This window comes from Candidatus Centipeda massiliensis (assembly GCF_900290285.1).
GTDB classification, from domain to species: Bacteria; Bacillota; Negativicutes; order Selenomonadales; family Selenomonadaceae; genus Centipeda; species Centipeda massiliensis.
In genome coordinates this window covers 283,844-300,905 of record NZ_LT985755.1, presented here as the reverse complement: position 1 = coordinate 300,905, position 17,062 = coordinate 283,844, and the positions used below count along the sequence as shown (strand labels likewise).

Below are 17,062 nucleotides of genomic sequence, written 5' to 3'. Positions count from 1 at the left end.
TTCCAAAAACCGCGTATTCTATAAAGGAACGCGGTTTTTTTGATGAAGGAGTTGTTTGCATGAAATTCCAGGAGGTCATCCTCGCATTGCAGGAGTTCTGGTCGGGGCAGGGCTGTATCCTCGCCCAGCCTTATGATGTGGAGAAGGGCGCGGGAACGATGAGTCCGTGGACATTCCTGCGCGTTCTTGGCCCTGAGCCGTGGAACGTCGCATACGTGGAGCCGTCCCGCCGTCCCGCCGACGGACGCTATGGGGACAATCCGAACCGTCTTTATCAGCACCACCAATTCCAGGTCATCATGAAGCCCTCGCCGGACAACATCCAGGAACTCTATCTTGAGAGTCTCGCGCGTCTTGGCATCCGTGCCGAGGAGCATGACATCCGCTTTGTCGAGGACAACTGGGAGTCGCCGACGCTCGGTGCGTGGGGGCTTGGCTGGGAGGTCTGGCTTGACGGCATGGAGATCACGCAGTTCACGTATTTCCAGCAGGTTGGCAGTCACGACGTGAAGCCCGTTTCGGTCGAGATCACCTATGGCCTCGAACGCCTCGCCATGTATATCCAGGGCGTAGAGAACGTCTATGACATCGCGTGGACGGACGATGTGACCTACGGCGATGTGTTCCATCAGAATGAGTTCGAGCAGTCGACCTATGCGTTTGATCTCTCGGATGAGGCGCTGCTCTTTGACCTCTTTGACAAGTACGAGGCGGAGGCAGTGCGCGTCATTGGCGCAGGACATGTGCACCCCGCGCATGACTATGTGCTGAAGTGTTCGCATACATTCAATCTGCTCGATGCGCGCGGCGCGATCAGCGTCTCACAGCGCACGGCGTTCATCGGGCGCGTTCGTAAACTCGCGCGACTCTGCGCGGAGGCGTACCTCGCACAGCGCGAGGCGCTCGGCTATCCGATGCTGAAGAAGGAGGGGAAGGCATGAGTAAGGATCTGTTGCTTGAAATCGGGACGGAGGAAGTTCCTGCGCACGTTATGCCGCACCTCCTCGCTGATCTGAAACGTCTCGCGGGGGACGTGTTCGCGGAGCGTCGCCTCGCCTATGACAGTCTGCGCACGATTGGCACACCGCGCCGCACGGCACTTCTCGTGACGGGGCTTGCCGAACGGCAGGAGGATATCAGTACGGAGACGCGCGGCCCATCGGTTGCCATTGCCTTTGATGCGGAGGGAAAACCGACGAAGGCAGGTGCGGGCTTTGCGCGTGGGCAGGGGGTTGACCCGGCGGCACTCATTCAGCGCGACGGCTATGTCTATGCCTCCGTGCATGAGCGGGGGGCGGAGACGGCGCAGCTGCTCACGGAGCTGCTGCCCGAGCTCATTCGCGCGATTCCGCTGCCGAACAGCATGCGCTGGGGCGATCTCGACTTTCGCTTCATCCGCCCGATCCGCTGGATTGTCGCCCTCTACGGGACGGAGGTCGTGCCGTTTACGCTTGCAAATGTCACGAGCGGGAATACGTCACGCGGACATCGGACGCTTTCCCCACAGGACTTCGTTATTTCTTCGCCCGCAGACTATGAAACGGCGTGCGAAAAGGCATACATCATCGTCGATCCCGTGCGCCGCCGCTCTATGATTACGGAGCAGATCAACGAGGTGGCAAAGGCGGCGGGCGGAACAGCGGAGATCACGCCTGACCTCCTTGAGGAGGTACTCTACCTCGTCGAGTACCCGACGGCACTCAGCGGTGCGTTCGAGGAGAAATATCTCGCGCTGCCCGCCGAGACGGTCATCACGCCCATGCGTGACCATCAGCGCTACTTCCCCGTCAAGGCGGCGGACGGCAGCCTCCTGCCCGTATTCATCACCGTGCGCAACGGCGGCAGAGAGCATCTGGACGTGGTCGCGCACGGCAATGAGCGCGTCCTGCGCGCACGCCTTGCAGATGCCCAGTTCTTCTTTGACGAGGATCGCAAGAAGTCGCTCGCAGAGCACCGCGAGAAGCTGAAGACCGTTGTGTTCCAGCAGGGACTTGGCTCGATGTACGAGAAGACCGAGCGTCTGATGGAGCTTGTTACGGCAATCGTCGAGGAGCTTGCTCCGGACGAAGCTGCGTATGAGGCGATGGAGCCGGATGCACGCCGCGCAGCGGAGCTGTCGAAGGCGGATCTCGTGACGGGCATGGTCACGGAGTTCACGGAGCTGCAGGGCATTATGGGGCGCGAGTATGCGCTCCTTGACGGCGAGAAGCCGGAGGTTGCGCGTGCGATTGACGAGCAGTACATGCCGCGCTTCGCGGGGGACGAGCTGCCGCAGAGCGATCTCGGCTTTGCGCTCAGCGTTGCGGACAAGATCGACAACATCGTCGGCACATTCAGCCGCGGCAAGATCCCGACCGGCTCGCAGGATCCATTTGCCCTGCGCCGTCAGGCACTCGGGCTCGTGCTCATGCTGATCGATCACAAGAGCGGGCTGCTGCTCTCTGATCTCGTTGAGGAGGCATCCGATCTCTATGACCTCGATGTGTCTCTGTGTCAGAAAATGCAGGTCTATGTTGCAGATTTCATCCGTCTACGCCTCAAAAATGTGCTCACGGAGCGCGGCGTGCGCTATGATGTGCAGGAGGCGGTGCTCACGGATGTGGACTTCGTTGCAGACGTGCCCGTGCGCGCCGCCTATGTGGAGCGCTTGCTTGCATCGGATGGAGCGGATGCACTCGTGCAGTCCTTTGTCCGCGTCGGCAATATCGCGCGCATGACAGAGACCGGGATTGTCGATCCGGCACTCTTTGCGGCGCAGGAGGAGGGAGCACTCCACGCCGCATACGAACGTGCAGTCGCAGCGCGCGCTGCGGGGGCGGATACGCTTCCGGCAGAGCAGGCGCTTGCGGCGGCAATCGATGCGTTCTTTGATGCGGTCATGGTGATGGACAAGGACGAGCGCATCAGGAAAAATCGTCTGACGCTTCTCAAGGTGATTGACAACTATCTGCTCTGCACGGCAGACTACAGCAAGATCGTACTGAACTGAGCAAAGACATAATGGTGGACGATGTACGGATTCGGAGATGAATCTCGTGCGGTCGTCCACTATTTTTCTTTTGCCCTCTAGTCAAAGAGATAAGTTTATGCTATTATGTGCAAGTTAAAAATGATACAGGTTATCATTGTATGAATACAATGTTCGGGAGGTGAAAAATTGGATGTAACAATGAGGGAAAAGTACCTGTCGTGGGGGGCGTCGTTCGGGATTCATTTCTGCATCATCGCGGTGGCGGCAGCGATGGGGCTTTTCTCGATGGCGACGGAGCCGGAAAAGCGCCCGATTGACGTTGAGATCTACGATGCGTCTGCGCCGGAGAGTGCACCCGAGCCTGCGGCAGAGGCGGCTGCGCCGATGCCGAGCATCGACGATATCCCGCTTGAGCCTCCGAAGAAGGAGCAGCCGCAAGAGCAGCAGGAGCAGCCGAAGGATACGCCGAAGACTGCAGCGACGAATTCGAGCACTGCACCGAGTACCTCCGAGGGAAAGAGTGAGAAACAGGGTGCTGCACCTTCGGAGAATACCGGTACCGGCTCCGGTGAGGGAACGGGACGTGACGCAGCGGCAGCGCAGCGACCGAGCGTTCCGCCGAAGCTCCTCTCTGGCTCTGCGCCCGCCTATCCGAAGGAGCTTGAGCGTAAGGGGATCACGGGGACGGTCGGGCTTGCCATCGTGGTCGGGGCAAATGGCGGCGTACAGAGCGTCGATGTCACGAGCTCCTCGGGGCACGCGGAGCTCGATCAGGCGGCGATTACAGCAGCGTATACCTACAGCTTCGAGCCGGCACGCAACATCTACGATGAGCCGGTCGCGTGCCGCGTCAACCGTTCGTTCTCGTTCTCGTAGGAGAACACAGTGGATTTTTGGAAGTGGAATTACATGGAGGTTATTTAGTGAAATACGAGTCGAAGAAGCTCAAGAGCAGCATTCGTGTCGCCCTTGCGGCGGCTGTTACCGCACTGCCGATGACGGCATTCGCGGCGGAGAGTGGAGAGATCGCGACCTACGATCTCGACACGGTCGAGGTCGTAGGACAGCGTCCCGTCTCGCAGCCCGTGGAAACGGTGGAAGAACCTGCGGAGGAAACGCCGAACGTCTATGCGGGCGGGCAGGTGTCCAATACGGTGACGCTCGGTGCACTCGGAGAGAAGAAGGCTCTCGATGTGCCGTTCAACATCGTTGGTTATACCGAGGAGCAGATCAAGAATACACAGGTATCTTTGCTTGCTGACCTTCTTGCAAATGATCCGTCGGTCACCAATCAGACTCTCTCGGGCGTGTCGAGTGCGTGGAATGTGCGCGGTTTCAAGGCACAGCATCAGGATGTCCAGCTCAATGGCCTCTACGGCATTGCACCACGGTTTTACGGCGGTACGGAGTCGCTTGAGCGCGTTGATGTGCTCAAGGGACCCGCTGTCCTGCTTTCGGGCATTGCGCCGAACGGATCGCTCGGCGGTGTGGTGAACTATACGACGAAGCGTGCGGGCAAAGAGCCGTTGAATCGCCTCGCATTGTCCTATGGTGACGGCGGTATCTTCACACAGCAGATTGACATCGGGCGTCGTACGACGGATGGCAAGGCGGGGGTGCGCGTCACTGTACTCAACCGCAACGGCGATTCGTCCTTTGATGAGCACAACCGCACGAATTCGCTTGCCATCGGTGCGGACTATCAGGGAGATCGCTATCGTATCGGCTTTGACTACGGTCTAGTCTACAACAAGGTTGAGGATCAACAGTATCAGGTGACGGTTGGCAATAATAAACCAGCAGGAGCAGCACTGCGAAAGGCATGGGGAGCCATGCCGCACGTTTCACATGATACCAAGTTTGGTGCGTACGGTGGCTATCGCACGCTCCATGAGCATTACGGTATGGTTTCGGGTGAATATGACTTTTCAAAGAACTGGATGGGTTTTTTGAAGTTCGGTATGCGTACCACGAAGATGGAGTCGATTGACAACAACTTTGCAGTGAACCGAGCAGACGGAAGAACGGGTGTAACATATAACTATAAAAATCAGCTGAATAAGGCGGACTCTGTCGAGTTTGGCGTGCGCGGCAAAGTACAGACGGGATCACTCAAGCATGAGCTGACATTTGCGGCAAACCGCATCCACTATACGCGCTATATGCACAACCGCAAGCTTGGTACCGGAACGACAAACTTCTGGAATATCAATCTGCAAATACCGAATAATCCATACAGCTGGTCACAGCCGAAGAATGATGAGAACACACTGACGGGCTTCTCTGTGGCGGACATCATCTCCACGCAGGATGAGCGCTGGCAGTTTGTCGTAGGCGGTCGTCAGCAGCAGGTAAAGATCGACAACTACAACATTGCGACAGGACGTGTGAAGCAGAGTTATGACGAATCCGTCTTTACTCCCGCCTTTGCACTTGTCTACAAACCGAAGACGAATATGTCGGTTTACGCGAACTATATGCAGGGACTTGATGCGGGCGATGCTGTCGTTACGGATACGGATGCAGCGAACTATGGGACGGCATTTGCTCCGTTCAAGACGAAGCAGTATGAATTTGGCGTGAAGTATGATTTCGGACGTTGGGCAACGACTCTTTCGTTCTTTAATATCGAATCGCCAACGCTGATCGAAGATGCGGCGACGAAAATCTACTCTCCGAGTGGTGAAGTGCGTCACCGCGGACTTGAGTGGAACTTCTTCGGCGAACCCGTGAAAGGGACGCGCCTCCTTGGCGGTCTGATGCTCCTCGATGCGAAGTATACGAAATCCGAGGGCGGAGCTTATGACGGCAATCGTGTCCCTGCCACCTCGCGCTGGAGTGGAGTGCTCGGTCTGGAGCATGATCTGAAGTCCGTGCCGGGGCTGACCTTTACCACGCGTTTGACCTACAATAGCAGTGCCTATATCAACGAGGCAAAAGATTTTAGTGTCAAGCCGTGGACAACATGGGATCTCGGGGCACGCTATAAATTCAATGCGGGCAGCACCCCAATGACGGTGCGTATGGATGTCTACAATGTGACGAACCGCAACTACTGGCGTGCGCTCATCAACAACGGCGTATTCCTTGGTAAGGAGCGTACATTCATGCTTTCTCTGACCGCAGACTTCTAAGATATTTCGTGTTATCGAACGGCTCGCGCTTTGGCGGCGTGAGCCGTTTTTTCGTAAGGGGGGTACTATGGAAGGAAATACTGCTGCTGCTGCGGAGCCGCGCTCTGTCCTGCCGCAGGCAGCACTCTCTCTTGTCCTCTGCATCGTGCTCGCGGGGGCGTGTCTGCTCTCCCTCTGGGTCGGGGCGCAGGACATCAGCATCGCGACGATCATGCAGTCGTTCACGTCATACAATGCGGCGAACGTACAGGAGATGATTGTGCAGACGCTGCGCTTTCCGCGTCTCCTCGCTGCGCTCACCTGCGGGGCAAGCTTTGCCGTTGCGGGGGCGATCATGCAGGGGGTGACGAACAACCCGATGGCAAGTCCTTCGATTCTGGGCATCAATGCCGGAGCGGGGTTCGGGCTTGCCGTTGCAATGATTTTGTTCCCGCAGGGCAGTCTCGGACTGTCGCTTGTCTTTTCATTCGCAGGTGCGGCGATTGCGACGCTTGCCATCTTTCTGCTCGCACAGGCAAAGGGTGCGGGGCGCGGTGCGGTGTTCCTCGCGCTCGCGGGCACGGCGATCGGCGCGGTGTTCGGCGCAGTGACACAGGCGATGACCGTCTATTTCGAGGTGGCGCAGGATATGTCCTACTGGACGGCGGGCGGCATCAGTGGCGTACGCATGGAGCAGGCTCTCTTTATCCTGCCGTGGACGATTCTGGGGCTTCTCATGGCGATGGGGATTGCACGCTCTGTGACGCTGCTCGCGTTCGGTGAGGAGGTCGCCATCGGGCTCGGGAGCAAGATTCAGCGCATCCGCGTCCTCGCGGGGATCACGGTGCTGATCCTCGGCGGCTCGGCGGTTGCAGTCGCGGGTCCTGTCGGCTTTGTCGGCCTTGTGACACCGCACATCGCACGCAGGATCATCGGCATCGACTACCGCAAGGTCATCCCGCTCTCGGCGATTCTCGGAGCACTCCTCGTGGTCGTTGCGGACATCGTCTCGCGCACGATTCATCCACCGTATGAAACACCGCTTGGCGCGGTGACGGCGCTCGTCGGCGTACCGTTCTTCCTCTGGCTGATCCGCCGAAAGAGAGGTGTGCGATGAATGTTCTGCAAAAGCGTTTCTACCTATACAGCGCGGTATTTATCGTGTTGATTGCCGTCATGTTCGTCCTGCATCTCGGGACGGGCTTTGCCGATCTTTCCTATGTGGATCTTGCGCGCATCCTGCTCGGCGGCGGAACGGCAGAGGAAAATATGACCGTGTTTGACTTCCGCATGGTGCGCTCCGTGCTTGCCCTGCTCATCGGCGCGGGATTGGCGCTTGCGGGGCTTGTCTTTCAAACGATCTCACGCAATGAGCTCGCGAGCCCCGGCCTCCTCGGCGTGAATGCGGGCGCGGGCTTTGGCGTTCTGCTGCTCATCTACTTCTCGGATACGGCGAGCTCGTCGCTCTGGCTGCAGCCGCTCGTCGCGACGATCGGGGCGGCTCTGGCGGCGGTCTTCATCTACCGCATGAGCTACGAGAAGGGGAAGAACCTCTCGACCTATACGCTCGTCCTGATGGGCATCTCGCTCACTGCGGGCATCCATGCGATCGAGATGATGCTGATCGTGCGGCTCAGTCAAGAGAAGTTCAGTCAGGTCAATACGTGGATTATCGGCAGCATTTTTGGCGGAACGTGGGAGCACGTCGCTCTGCTGCTTCCGATCATCATCCTCCTCGCCGTGTTCTTCTATCTGCGGCAGACGGATCTCGACGTGCTCGCGCTCTCGGATGAGACGGCAATCGGGCTCGGCGTGCCGCTGAACCGCGCGCGTTTCCTCTATCTGATGGCCGCGGTCGCACTTGCGGCCTCCTGCGTCGCCATCGGCGGGAGCATCGGATTCGTGGGGCTGCTCTGTCCGCACATCGCGCGGCGGCTCGTCGGTGTGCAGCATGCACGCAGCATCCCCCTGACCGTGCTGATCGGTGCGCTGCTCGTTGTGTCGGCGGACTGGGTGGGGCGCGTTATCATCGCGCCGGATGAGATGCTGCTCGGCATCGTCATCGCGCTCATCGGCGCGCCGTATTTCCTGTTTGTACTCGCGCGTGCAAAGGCGTGATCCTCGGAGGTGAAACAGCTATGAAATTAACGATAGAACATCTGAAGGCGGGCTACGATAGTGTCGTCATCATCGACGACCTGAGCCTTGCGATCCCCGAGGGGAAGATCACGGCACTCATCGGCGCGAACGGCTGCGGCAAGTCCACCCTGCTCAAGACCATCTGCCGCATCCAGCCGCGCCTCGGCGGGCGCGTGCTCCTCGATGGCGCGGACGTGCACGAGGCTGACCCGCGCACGCTTGCAAAGTCGATTGCCATCCTGCCGCAGAATCCGACGGCACCCGAGGGGCTGACCGTACGCGAACTCGTATCGTACGGACGCGCACCATACAAGACATCGTTTTTCTCGCGTACGACGGCGAAGGATCGCGAGATGATCGACTGGGCGCTCACGGAGACGAACATGATGGAGTTTCAGCACCGTCCAATCGGTGCGATGTCGGGCGGTCAGCGCCAGCGCGCATGGATTGCGATGGCGATTGCGCAGGATACCGAGATCCTCTTTCTCGATGAGCCCACAAGCTTTCTCGATGTGGCACATCAAATGGAGGTGCTGCGTCTCGTACAGCACCTCAACGAGGCGTACGGCAAGACGATCATCATGGTGCTCCACGAGCTGAATCAGGCGGCGCGCTTCGCACACTGCCTCGTGGGAATGTGCCGCGGGCAGCTGCTCTACTGCGGCACGCCCGAGGAGGTCTTTCACAAGGAGATGCTGCACCGCGTGTTCCACATCGATGCGGAGCTGATGAGCGATCCGCGCACGGGGAAGCCCATGTGTATTCCGTACTGCGTGAACGAGTCGGAGCATTCGGTATGAGGCGCGGGAAGGGGATTGCCGTCCTGCTTGCCCTGTCTGTGCTTGTCGGTGCCGCAGGCTGCGGACAGACGGACATTCGTGCACCGAAGTCCGAAAAAGCACAGGAGGCGGTGGCAAAGGCGCGACGCTTCGATCCTGCCGCAGTGCGTGCCGATACGCCCGAGGCAATCGAGGCGGAGTTTGCCGCGCGTTTTGCGGACAAGCGCAAGGCGGCGGAGAAACTCTATCGCGAGGAGGACGGCAAACGCATCCTGAAGCATAAGTTCGGCGAGACGGAGCTGCCCGATGCACCCGTACGCATCGTCTGCATCCGCATGGAGGATCCCATGCTCGCACTCGATGAATCGATGGTTGCGGCGTACGATTTCCCGCAGTACTACCTGCATGACCGGCTTGCAGCGCGCGGCATCATGCGCATCAGCATCAACGACGAGAACAAGACAATCAACCTTGAGCAGGTACAGGCGGCAAAGCCCGACCTCATCGTCATGCGCGACAGCTTCGGCAAGGGCGTCTATCAGGATCTCGCGAAGATCGCACCCGTCGCTGCCTTTGACCTCCGCGACTACGAGCGGTCGCTCCTCGCGCTCTCGATGGTTCTCCAGCGTCCTGCGGATGGGGAGACGCGTCTGCGTCAGTTCTATGATACGGCAAAGCGTGACCGCATGCGGATCAAGGGGAAAATAGGGGATGCGACGGTTGCCCTCCTGCGCATCATGAATAAGGAGGTGCGTCTCTATCCCTATGCGACGAACGACATCAACCGATTCATGTACGAGCTGCTGAACCTGCGTCCGCCGCAGATGGTGGTGGACATCGACGGGAACGATGCGAACAACGCGATCTCGCTTGAACTGCTGCCCGAACTCGACACGGACTATCTGCTCATCAATGCGGGGTTCGGACCGAGCAGCCGGCAGAACAGTGCCATCGCACGCAAGCGGTTCGAGGCGATGCAGCGCGATCCGCTCTGGCAGAGCGTGCCGGCGGTGCGCACGGGGCGCATGGATGTGGTGGATGCGATGATCTGGAACGCGCACGGCATCATCTCAAAAGAGCTGGCGATGGATGCGCTGGCGGATTGGATGGAGGCACAATAACGGAGAGAGAATCTGTATTCTGACGGGTACAGATTCTTTTTATTTGACAAACATCGTCCCTGCCCCTAAGATGAACAAATATGAACGGAGGGATCGGATGCGCGTAAAGATGTGCGGGATGAGGACGATCACGGCGGCGCGTGCGGCAGAGGAGGCAGGCGCGGACTATGTCGGCTTTATCTTCGCGAAAAACAGTCGGCGCTATGTCGCGCCCGAGGCGGCGCGGGAGATTGTGCGCACGCTGCGCCGCGTAAAGAGCGTCGGTGTCTTTGTGGATGCGCCGATGGATGAGGTCAATGAAATTGCCGCGTACGTTGGACTGGACTACGTGCAGCTGCACGGGCATGAGAGTGCGGAGATGGCACGACAGTCGGAGCGTCCCGTCATCAAGGCATACCGCTATGGCGATGATTTCTCGGTGGAGGCGGCAAATGCCTATCCCGCCGAGATGATCCTTGTGGACAGCTATGTTGCGGGCGCGGCGGGCGGCACGGGGACGGTGTTCCACTGGCAGGAGGCGGCACGGGAAATTGCGCGTGTGACAAAACCCGTGCTGATAGCGGGCGGCATTACGGCGGAGAATGTCGGTGAGGCCGCTGCGCTCTTTCAGCCGTTCGGCGTGGATGTATCGGGCGGATTGGAAAAGGGCGGGGAGAAGTCCGAGGAGAAAATCTGTGCGTTTATGGAGGCAATGCGAGCGGCGCGCGCTTCCCTAAGATTGACAAATTCTCTCTCCTCCACTAGAATGGGGAACATACGTCAATCATAGAAGCTCGAAGGAGGTGCAGTGTGCGCGATATATTAGCCGAAATTGTCGAAAAGAAACGCACCATCGTGGCGGAGGCAAAGAAACGTCGCCCGCTCGATGAACTGAAAGCAGATCTCCCATGCGGTACGTTCCGCATGGCGGAGCACTTCCGATGGCGAGGCTGGGGACTGATCGCAGAGTGCAAGCTCCAGTCGCCCGCAAAGGGGCGGCTGACGACCGCGCACAGCGTCCTGGAACTCGCCGATATCTATACGGCGGCGGGGGCGGCGGTGCTGTCCGTGCATACCGACCCGCACTTCCTCGGGAGCAACGAGGACTTCGCGGCGGTGCGCGCGCGTGTGGATACACCGCTCCTGCGCAAGGACTTCATCATCGACCCGTATCAAGTCTACGAGGCGCGTGCCCTCGGTGCGGATGCCGTGCTGCTGATCGTACGCATCCTGACGCCCGAGGAGCTGAAAGAGCTGCTCTACCTCACATGGAGCCTCGGGATGGATGCCCTCGTCGAGGTGCATGACCGTGCGGATCTTGCGATCGCACAGCAGACGCCGGCGGAGTTCATCGGCATCAACAACCGCAATCTCGTGACCTTTGAGACGAGCGTCCAGACGACGCTTGACCTCCTGCCGTACGCGGACATGAATCGCACCCTTATCAGTGAGAGCGGCATCTTCACCCGCGCGGACGCCATACGCGTGCATGAGGCGGGCTGCAAGGGCGTGCTCGTAGGTGAGGGGCTTGTGCGGGCGGCAGATGTGGGCGCATTTGCACGAGAATTGGCAAATATAAAGGAGCAATGATATATGAGCAAGAAGGGAAGATTCGGTGACTACGGCGGGCAGTACGTGCCCGAGATCGCAATGCCCGCGCTGAACGAGCTGGAAGAGGCATATCTGAAATACCGTGCGGATGAGGAGTTCCTCACGGAGTTCCGCGCCTATCTCCGCGACTATGCAGGGCGTCCAACGAATCTCTACTTTGCCGAACGGCTGACGAAGCACTACGGCAAGGCGAATATCTATCTGAAACGCGAAGACCTCCTGCACACGGGCGCGCATAAGATCAACAACGCGCTTGGACAGGCGCTTCTCGCGCAGCGCATGGGCAAGAAGCGCATCGTCGCGGAGACGGGCGCAGGTCAGCACGGCGTTGCGACGGCGACGGTCGCGGCGCTCTTCGGCATGGAGTGTCATGTGTTCATGGGGGCGGTTGACGTCGAGCGTCAGCGGCTCAACGTGTTTCGCATGCGTTTGCTCGGGGCGACGGTCATTCCCGTATCGAGCGGCACGGGCACGCTCAAGGATGCAACGAGCGAGGCGATCCGCTACTGGGCGACGAACATCACAGACACCTACTACGTGATCGGATCTGCGGTCGGCCCGCATCCGTATCCGGAGATGGTGCGCGACTTCCAGAAGGTCATCGGCGAGGAGATCCGCGCACAGGCAAAGGAGCGTTTTGACGCAAAGCCCGACTACCTCGTCGCATGCATCGGCGGCGGCAGCAACGCCATTGGAACGTTCTACGACTTCCGCGATGATGCGGATGTCAAGAAGTTCTGCGTCGAGGGCGGCGGACGCGGCGACGCGGATGGGGACAACGCCAAGACCCTCAGCGGCGCGGGTACACCCGGCATCCTCCACGGTGCATACAGCTATCTCTTGCAGGATGCAGACGGACAGGTCGTCGAGGCGTACAGCATCTCGGCGGGATTGGACTACCCGGGTGTCGGACCCGAGCATTCCTATTTCAAGGACAAGGGCATCGTCACTTATGTTTCCGTCACGGACAAGGAGGCACTTGCAGCATTTCAGCGTCTCTCGCGCATTGAGGGCATCATCCCCGCGCTTGAGAGCTCGCACGCGCTTGCGTATCTTGAGAAGCTCATGCCCGAGACGAAGGCGGGCGAAAACGTCGTCGTCTGTCTCTCGGGGCGCGGCGATAAGGACGTGCAGATGGTCGCAAAGGAACTGGGGGAGGAGATCGCATGAGCAAGCGTCTGGATGAAAAACTCGCGAAGCTCCGTGCGGACGGACGCACAGGGCTTTACATCTATGTGACGGCGGGCTGCCCGAGCGCAGAGGCGACCGTGGACATCGTGCGCCGTGCCGAGGAGGCGGGCGCGGATGTGATCGAACTCGGACTGCCGTTCTCCGACCCGATGGCGGACGGTCCTGTCATTCAGGAGGCAAGCGTCATTGCCCTGAGGAACGGCATGACGATGGCGAAGGCACTTGAGGTCGTCAAGGAGATTCGCAGGCACTCGGAGATCCCGCTCATCGGCATGGGCTACATCAATATGGTGAACCACTACGGGTTTGAGAAGTTCGTCACGGATTTCAAGGCAGCGGGGATGGACGGCGTGATCTTCCCCGACGTGCCGCATGAGGAGTCCGAGGACATGCGCCGTGTATGCGCCGCGCATGACTTTACCCTGACCGAGTTCATCACGCCCGGCACGACCGAGGAGCGCATGGCGGAGACGTGCAAGGATGCACGCGGCTTCATCTACTGCATCTCGAACTATGGCGTCACGGGCGTCAAGGAAATCGACTACTCCATCATCGGCTCTGTCTGCAAGGCGGCACGCCGCTATACGGACGTACCGCTCGCCATTGGCTTCGGCATCGGCACCCCCGAGGCGGCGGCACGCGCGGGCAAACAGGCGGACGGTGTCATCGTCGGCAGCGCCGTGGTGAAACAGATCATCGATGGCAACATCGATGGCGGCATTCAGCTCATTGCCGATATGCGCAAGGCGCTCGATGCGTAAATGAATAAGAGACGCTTGCGGCGATATATCTGACCTGCAGACAGGAGCTGTCCATGAAGCTAACAGCTTCTGTCTATTTATAATCCAAGCTGTCAGTCCTCTTGCGGGCAGTTCTGCAGAGCATTATAAAAACGTTGAAAAATCCCCTCCCGTGTGCTAGAATGACGTGACTATGCGACGGGAGGGGTTTCTTTGTACGAGAAAGTAGATACAAATTTGAATTTTGCCGCGCGTGAGAAAGCCGTTGCGGATTTTTGGCGCGAGAATCATATTGCACAGCAGGCGGTGGATCAGCGTGAGGGCTGTGAGACGTTTACGTTCTACGACGGGCCGCCGACGGCGAACGGACGCCCGCACATCGGGCACGTCCTGACGCGCGTCATCAAGGATATGCTGCCGCGCTACCAGTCGATGAAGGGGCGCAAGGTGCTTCGCAAGGCGGGCTGGGATACGCACGGTCTGCCCGTGGAGCTTGAGGTCGAGAAGGCGATTGGCATCAACGGCAAGGAGCAGATCGAGGACTACGGCATTGAGCCGTTCATCAAAAAGTGCCGTGAATCTGTCTGGACGTACAAGGCGATGTGGGAGGAGTTCTCCGATGTCGTCGGGTTCTGGGCGGATATGGAACACCCCTACATCACGTACGAGAACAACTTCATCGAGTCCGAGTGGTGGGCGCTGAAGGAGATCTGGAAGAAGGGGCTCCTCTATCAGGGACACAAGATCGTCCCGTACTGCCCGCGCTGCGGTACGCCGCTCTCCTCGCATGAGGTTGCACAGGGCTACAAGGACGTGACGGAACGCTCGGCAATCGTACGCTTCAAGGCGGCAGACGAGGACGCCTGCTTCCTCGCGTGGACGACGACGCCGTGGACGCTCCCGTCGAACCTTGGTCTCTGCGTAAACCCGAATGTAACGTACGTAAAGGTGCGCGTCTACGGCAAGGTCTACTATCTCGCCGAGGCGCTGATGGACAGTGTGTTTGCGGACTCGTGGGGCGACCGTGAGGTGCTCGAAACGATGAAGGGCAAAGACCTTGAGTACCGCAAGTACGAGCCGCTCTATCCGTTTGCGGACAAGGACGTGCGGGACAAGGCGTTCTTTGTCACCTGCGACGACTATGTTACCACCGAGGACGGCACGGGCATCGTTCACATCGCGCCCGCTTTCGGTGAGGACGATAACCGCGTCTGCCGCAAGTACGGCATGCCGTTCGTTCAGTTCGTCAACGACAAGGGCGAGATGACGGAGGAGACGGACTGGCCGGGCGTATTTGTGAAGGATGCGGATCCCTTGATCCTCGCGGATCTCGAAAAGAGCGGCAAGCTCTTCAAAGCCCCCGAGTTCACGCACAGCTATCCGCACTGCTGGCGGTGCGACACGCCGCTGATCTACTACGCGCGTGCCTCGTGGTTCATCCGCATGACGGCAGTGCGCGACGCACTTGTTGCGAACAATGCCACGGTCAACTGGATCCCGAAGACCATCGGCGACGGGCGCTTCGGCAACTGGATCGAGCATGTGCAGGATTGGGGCATCAGCCGTGATCGCTACTGGGGTACACCGCTCAATATCTGGAAATGCTCCTGCGGGCACGAGCATTCCGTTGGCTCGATTGCGGAGCTGCGCGAGCTTCAGCCGAACTGCCCTGCAGACATCGAGCTGCACCGTCCGTACATCGATGCGATCACGTTCCCCTGCGAAAAGTGCGGTGAGGAAATGCACCGCGTACCCGAGGTCATCGACTGTTGGTTCGACTCCGGTGCGATGCCGTTTGCGCAGTGGCACTATCCGTTTGAGAACAAGGAGATCTTTGAGAAATACTTCCCCGCAGACTTCATCTCTGAGGCGGTCGATCAGACGCGCGGCTGGTTCTACTCGCTGATTGCAATCTCGACGCTGCTCTTTGACAAGAGCCCGTACAGGAACGTTATCGTTCTCGGACATGTGCAGGACGAGAACGGGCAGAAGATGAGCAAGTCGAAGGGGAACGCGGTCGAGCCGATGGATGCGCTGCGCCGTCACGGTGCGGATGCGATCCGCTGGTACTTCTACGAGAACAGCGCGCCGTGGCTGCCGAACCGCTTCTCCGATGATGCGGTGCAGGAGGGCGCACGCAAGTTCATGGGGACGCTCTGGAACACCTATGCGTTCTATGTCCTCTATGCGAACATCGACAATTTCGACCCGACGCAGCACAGCCTTGACTATAGGCAGCTTTCGGTCATGGATCGCTGGGCGCTTTCGCGCCTCAATACGATGGTGCGTACGGTGGACGACTGCCTTGGGAGCTATCGTGTGACCGAGGCGGCAAAGGCGGTGCAGTCCTTCGTCGAGGAGTTGTCGAACTGGTACGTGCGCCGCAGCCGCAGCCGCTTCTGGGCGAAGGGGATGGAGCAGGACAAGGTGGATGCCTACCTCACGCTCTATACCGCGCTTGTGACGACCGTGAAGGCGGCGGCACCGATGGTGCCGTTCATCACGGAGAGCATCTACCGCAACCTCGTCTGCTCGGTGGACAAGTCCGCGCCGATCTCCGTGCACCTTGCGGACTTCCCAACGGTGAACGAGGCGCTCATTGACACGCAGCTTGAGGAGAACATGGAGATCGTCCTTGAGGTCGTGACGCTCGGACGCGCGGCGCGCAACGCGGCGAACATCAAGAACCGTCAGCCGGTCGCGCGTATGTTTGTCAAGGCGGAGCACGCACTGCCGGAGTTCTTCGTTGAGATCATTGAAGATGAGCTTAACGTCAAGGAGGTTGCGTTCCGCGACGATATGTCGGACTTCCTCGCCTATCATGTGAAGCCGAACTTCCATGCACTTGGCCCCAAGGTCGGCAAGCGCATGGGGGCGGTCAAGAAGGCGCTCGAAGAGAGCGACGGCGCAGCGGTGAAGGATGCACTTGCGGGCGGCGGCAGCTATACGCTGCACCTCGCAGACGGCGATGTCACGGTCACGTCGGAGGATGTCGAGGTGACCGTTTCGCAGCAGGAGGGCTACAACTGCCAGAGCTACGGCGGCGTCACGGTCGCGCTTGAGACGACACTTACGGAGGAACTCCTCGCGGAGGGCTTTGTCCGCGAGATCATCAGCAAGGTGCAGACCATGCGCAAGGAGTGCGGGCTTGAGGTCACCGATCATATCGCGCTCGATCTTTCGGGCAACGCGAAGCTTACGGCAATCGCCCAGAAGAACGAGGCGTTCATTTGCGAGATTACGCTTGCCGACGCCATTTCCTACGATGCGCCTGCGGGTACAAGCAAGGAGTGGAACATCAACGGTGAAAAGCTGACGATCAGTATTAAATAAATTTGGTTGAAAAAGCCGCTTTGTTTGAGGATAACTCGAATGAAGCGGCTTTTCTATTGACATTGTGGGGACATATCGTATAATG

13 protein-coding genes are annotated in these 17,062 nt (G+C 59.1%); all 13 read left to right on the top strand.

The features are described 5' to 3' along the window. Positions 1-59 precede the first annotated feature (59 nt). The 13 genes from glyQ to ileS all read left to right on the top strand — a co-directional run bounded on the left by glyQ (position 60) and on the right by ileS (position 16,977). Positions 60-941, top strand: a complete 882-nt coding sequence (gene glyQ / locus C8273_RS07400) for a glycine--tRNA ligase subunit alpha (protein WP_106627102.1) — start codon at positions 60-62, stop codon at positions 939-941. Continuing rightward, positions 938-2,989 carry a glycine--tRNA ligase subunit beta gene (gene glyS, locus C8273_RS07395; protein ID WP_106627101.1) on the top strand — a complete coding sequence of 684 codons (2,052 nt, stop codon included), beginning with the start codon at positions 938-940 and terminating at the stop codon, positions 2,987-2,989. Before glyQ ends, glyS begins: the two co-directional genes overlap by 4 nt. A gap of 168 nt (positions 2,990-3,157) precedes the next feature. Further along, the gene (locus C8273_RS07390) at positions 3,158-3,847 is read left to right on the top strand and encodes an energy transducer TonB (protein WP_234343938.1); all 690 of its coding nucleotides are present in this window, start codon (positions 3,158-3,160) and stop codon (positions 3,845-3,847) included. Positions 3,848-3,894: 47 nt separating this feature from the next. Further along, positions 3,895-6,105: a TonB-dependent receptor gene (locus tag C8273_RS07385; protein ID WP_106627100.1), complete on the top strand. Its 2,211-nt coding sequence runs from the start codon at positions 3,895-3,897 to the stop codon at positions 6,103-6,105. A gap of 67 nt (positions 6,106-6,172) precedes the next feature. Beyond that, positions 6,173-7,201, top strand: coding sequence for a FecCD family ABC transporter permease (locus tag C8273_RS07380; RefSeq protein ID WP_106627099.1), 1,029 nt, complete (start codon positions 6,173-6,175; stop codon positions 7,199-7,201). Continuing rightward, entirely contained in the window at positions 7,198-8,202 is a 1,005-nt protein-coding gene (locus C8273_RS07375; protein ID WP_106627098.1) for a FecCD family ABC transporter permease, read from the top strand. Before C8273_RS07380 ends, C8273_RS07375 begins: the two co-directional genes overlap by 4 nt. Before the next feature lie 20 nt (positions 8,203-8,222). Then, positions 8,223-9,023, top strand: a complete 801-nt coding sequence (locus C8273_RS07370; protein ID WP_106627097.1) for an ABC transporter ATP-binding protein — start codon at positions 8,223-8,225, stop codon at positions 9,021-9,023. After that, complete coding sequence (locus C8273_RS07365) at positions 9,020-10,123, top strand: ABC transporter substrate-binding protein (protein WP_106627096.1); 1,104 nt, start codon at positions 9,020-9,022, stop codon at positions 10,121-10,123. The genes C8273_RS07370 and C8273_RS07365 overlap by 4 nt, the downstream gene beginning before the upstream one ends. A gap of 97 nt (positions 10,124-10,220) precedes the next feature. Beyond that, the gene (locus C8273_RS07360; RefSeq protein WP_106627095.1) at positions 10,221-10,892 is read left to right on the top strand and encodes a phosphoribosylanthranilate isomerase; all 672 of its coding nucleotides are present in this window, start codon (positions 10,221-10,223) and stop codon (positions 10,890-10,892) included. A gap of 20 nt (positions 10,893-10,912) precedes the next feature. Further along, on the top strand, positions 10,913-11,692 hold the full coding sequence (gene trpC / locus C8273_RS07355; RefSeq protein ID WP_106627094.1) for an indole-3-glycerol phosphate synthase TrpC: 780 nt from the start codon (positions 10,913-10,915) through the stop codon (positions 11,690-11,692). A 3-nt stretch (positions 11,693-11,695) separates the two neighbouring features. Next, positions 11,696-12,883 carry a tryptophan synthase subunit beta gene (gene trpB / locus C8273_RS07350; protein WP_106627093.1) on the top strand — a complete coding sequence of 396 codons (1,188 nt, stop codon included), beginning with the start codon at positions 11,696-11,698 and terminating at the stop codon, positions 12,881-12,883. After that, complete coding sequence (trpA, locus tag C8273_RS07345) at positions 12,880-13,665, top strand: tryptophan synthase subunit alpha (RefSeq protein ID WP_106627092.1); 786 nt, start codon at positions 12,880-12,882, stop codon at positions 13,663-13,665. The genes trpB and trpA overlap by 4 nt, the downstream gene beginning before the upstream one ends. Before the next feature lie 192 nt (positions 13,666-13,857). Continuing rightward, the gene (ileS, locus tag C8273_RS07340) at positions 13,858-16,977 is read left to right on the top strand and encodes an isoleucine--tRNA ligase (protein WP_106627091.1); all 3,120 of its coding nucleotides are present in this window, start codon (positions 13,858-13,860) and stop codon (positions 16,975-16,977) included. Positions 16,978-17,062 lie beyond the last annotated feature (85 nt).

Bases quoted from the DNA above. Each gene is read 5' to 3' on its own strand.
- glyS (WP_106627101.1), top strand. From the start codon at position 938: ATGAGTAAGGATCTGTTGCTTGAAATCGGGACGGAGGAAGTTCCTGCG.
- trpA (WP_106627092.1), top strand. From the start codon at position 12,880: ATGAGCAAGCGTCTGGATGAAAAACTCGCGAAGCTCCGTGCGGACGGA.
- C8273_RS07370 (WP_106627097.1), top strand. From the start codon at position 8,223: ATGAAATTAACGATAGAACATCTGAAGGCGGGCTACGATAGTGTCGTC.
- C8273_RS07380 (WP_106627099.1), top strand. From the start codon at position 6,173: ATGGAAGGAAATACTGCTGCTGCTGCGGAGCCGCGCTCTGTCCTGCCG.
- C8273_RS07375 (WP_106627098.1), top strand. From the start codon at position 7,198: ATGAATGTTCTGCAAAAGCGTTTCTACCTATACAGCGCGGTATTTATC.
- glyQ (WP_106627102.1), top strand. From the start codon at position 60: ATGAAATTCCAGGAGGTCATCCTCGCATTGCAGGAGTTCTGGTCGGGG.
- C8273_RS07365 (WP_106627096.1), top strand. From the start codon at position 9,020: ATGAGGCGCGGGAAGGGGATTGCCGTCCTGCTTGCCCTGTCTGTGCTT.
- trpB (WP_106627093.1), top strand. From the start codon at position 11,696: ATGAGCAAGAAGGGAAGATTCGGTGACTACGGCGGGCAGTACGTGCCC.
- C8273_RS07360 (WP_106627095.1), top strand. From the start codon at position 10,221: ATGCGCGTAAAGATGTGCGGGATGAGGACGATCACGGCGGCGCGTGCG.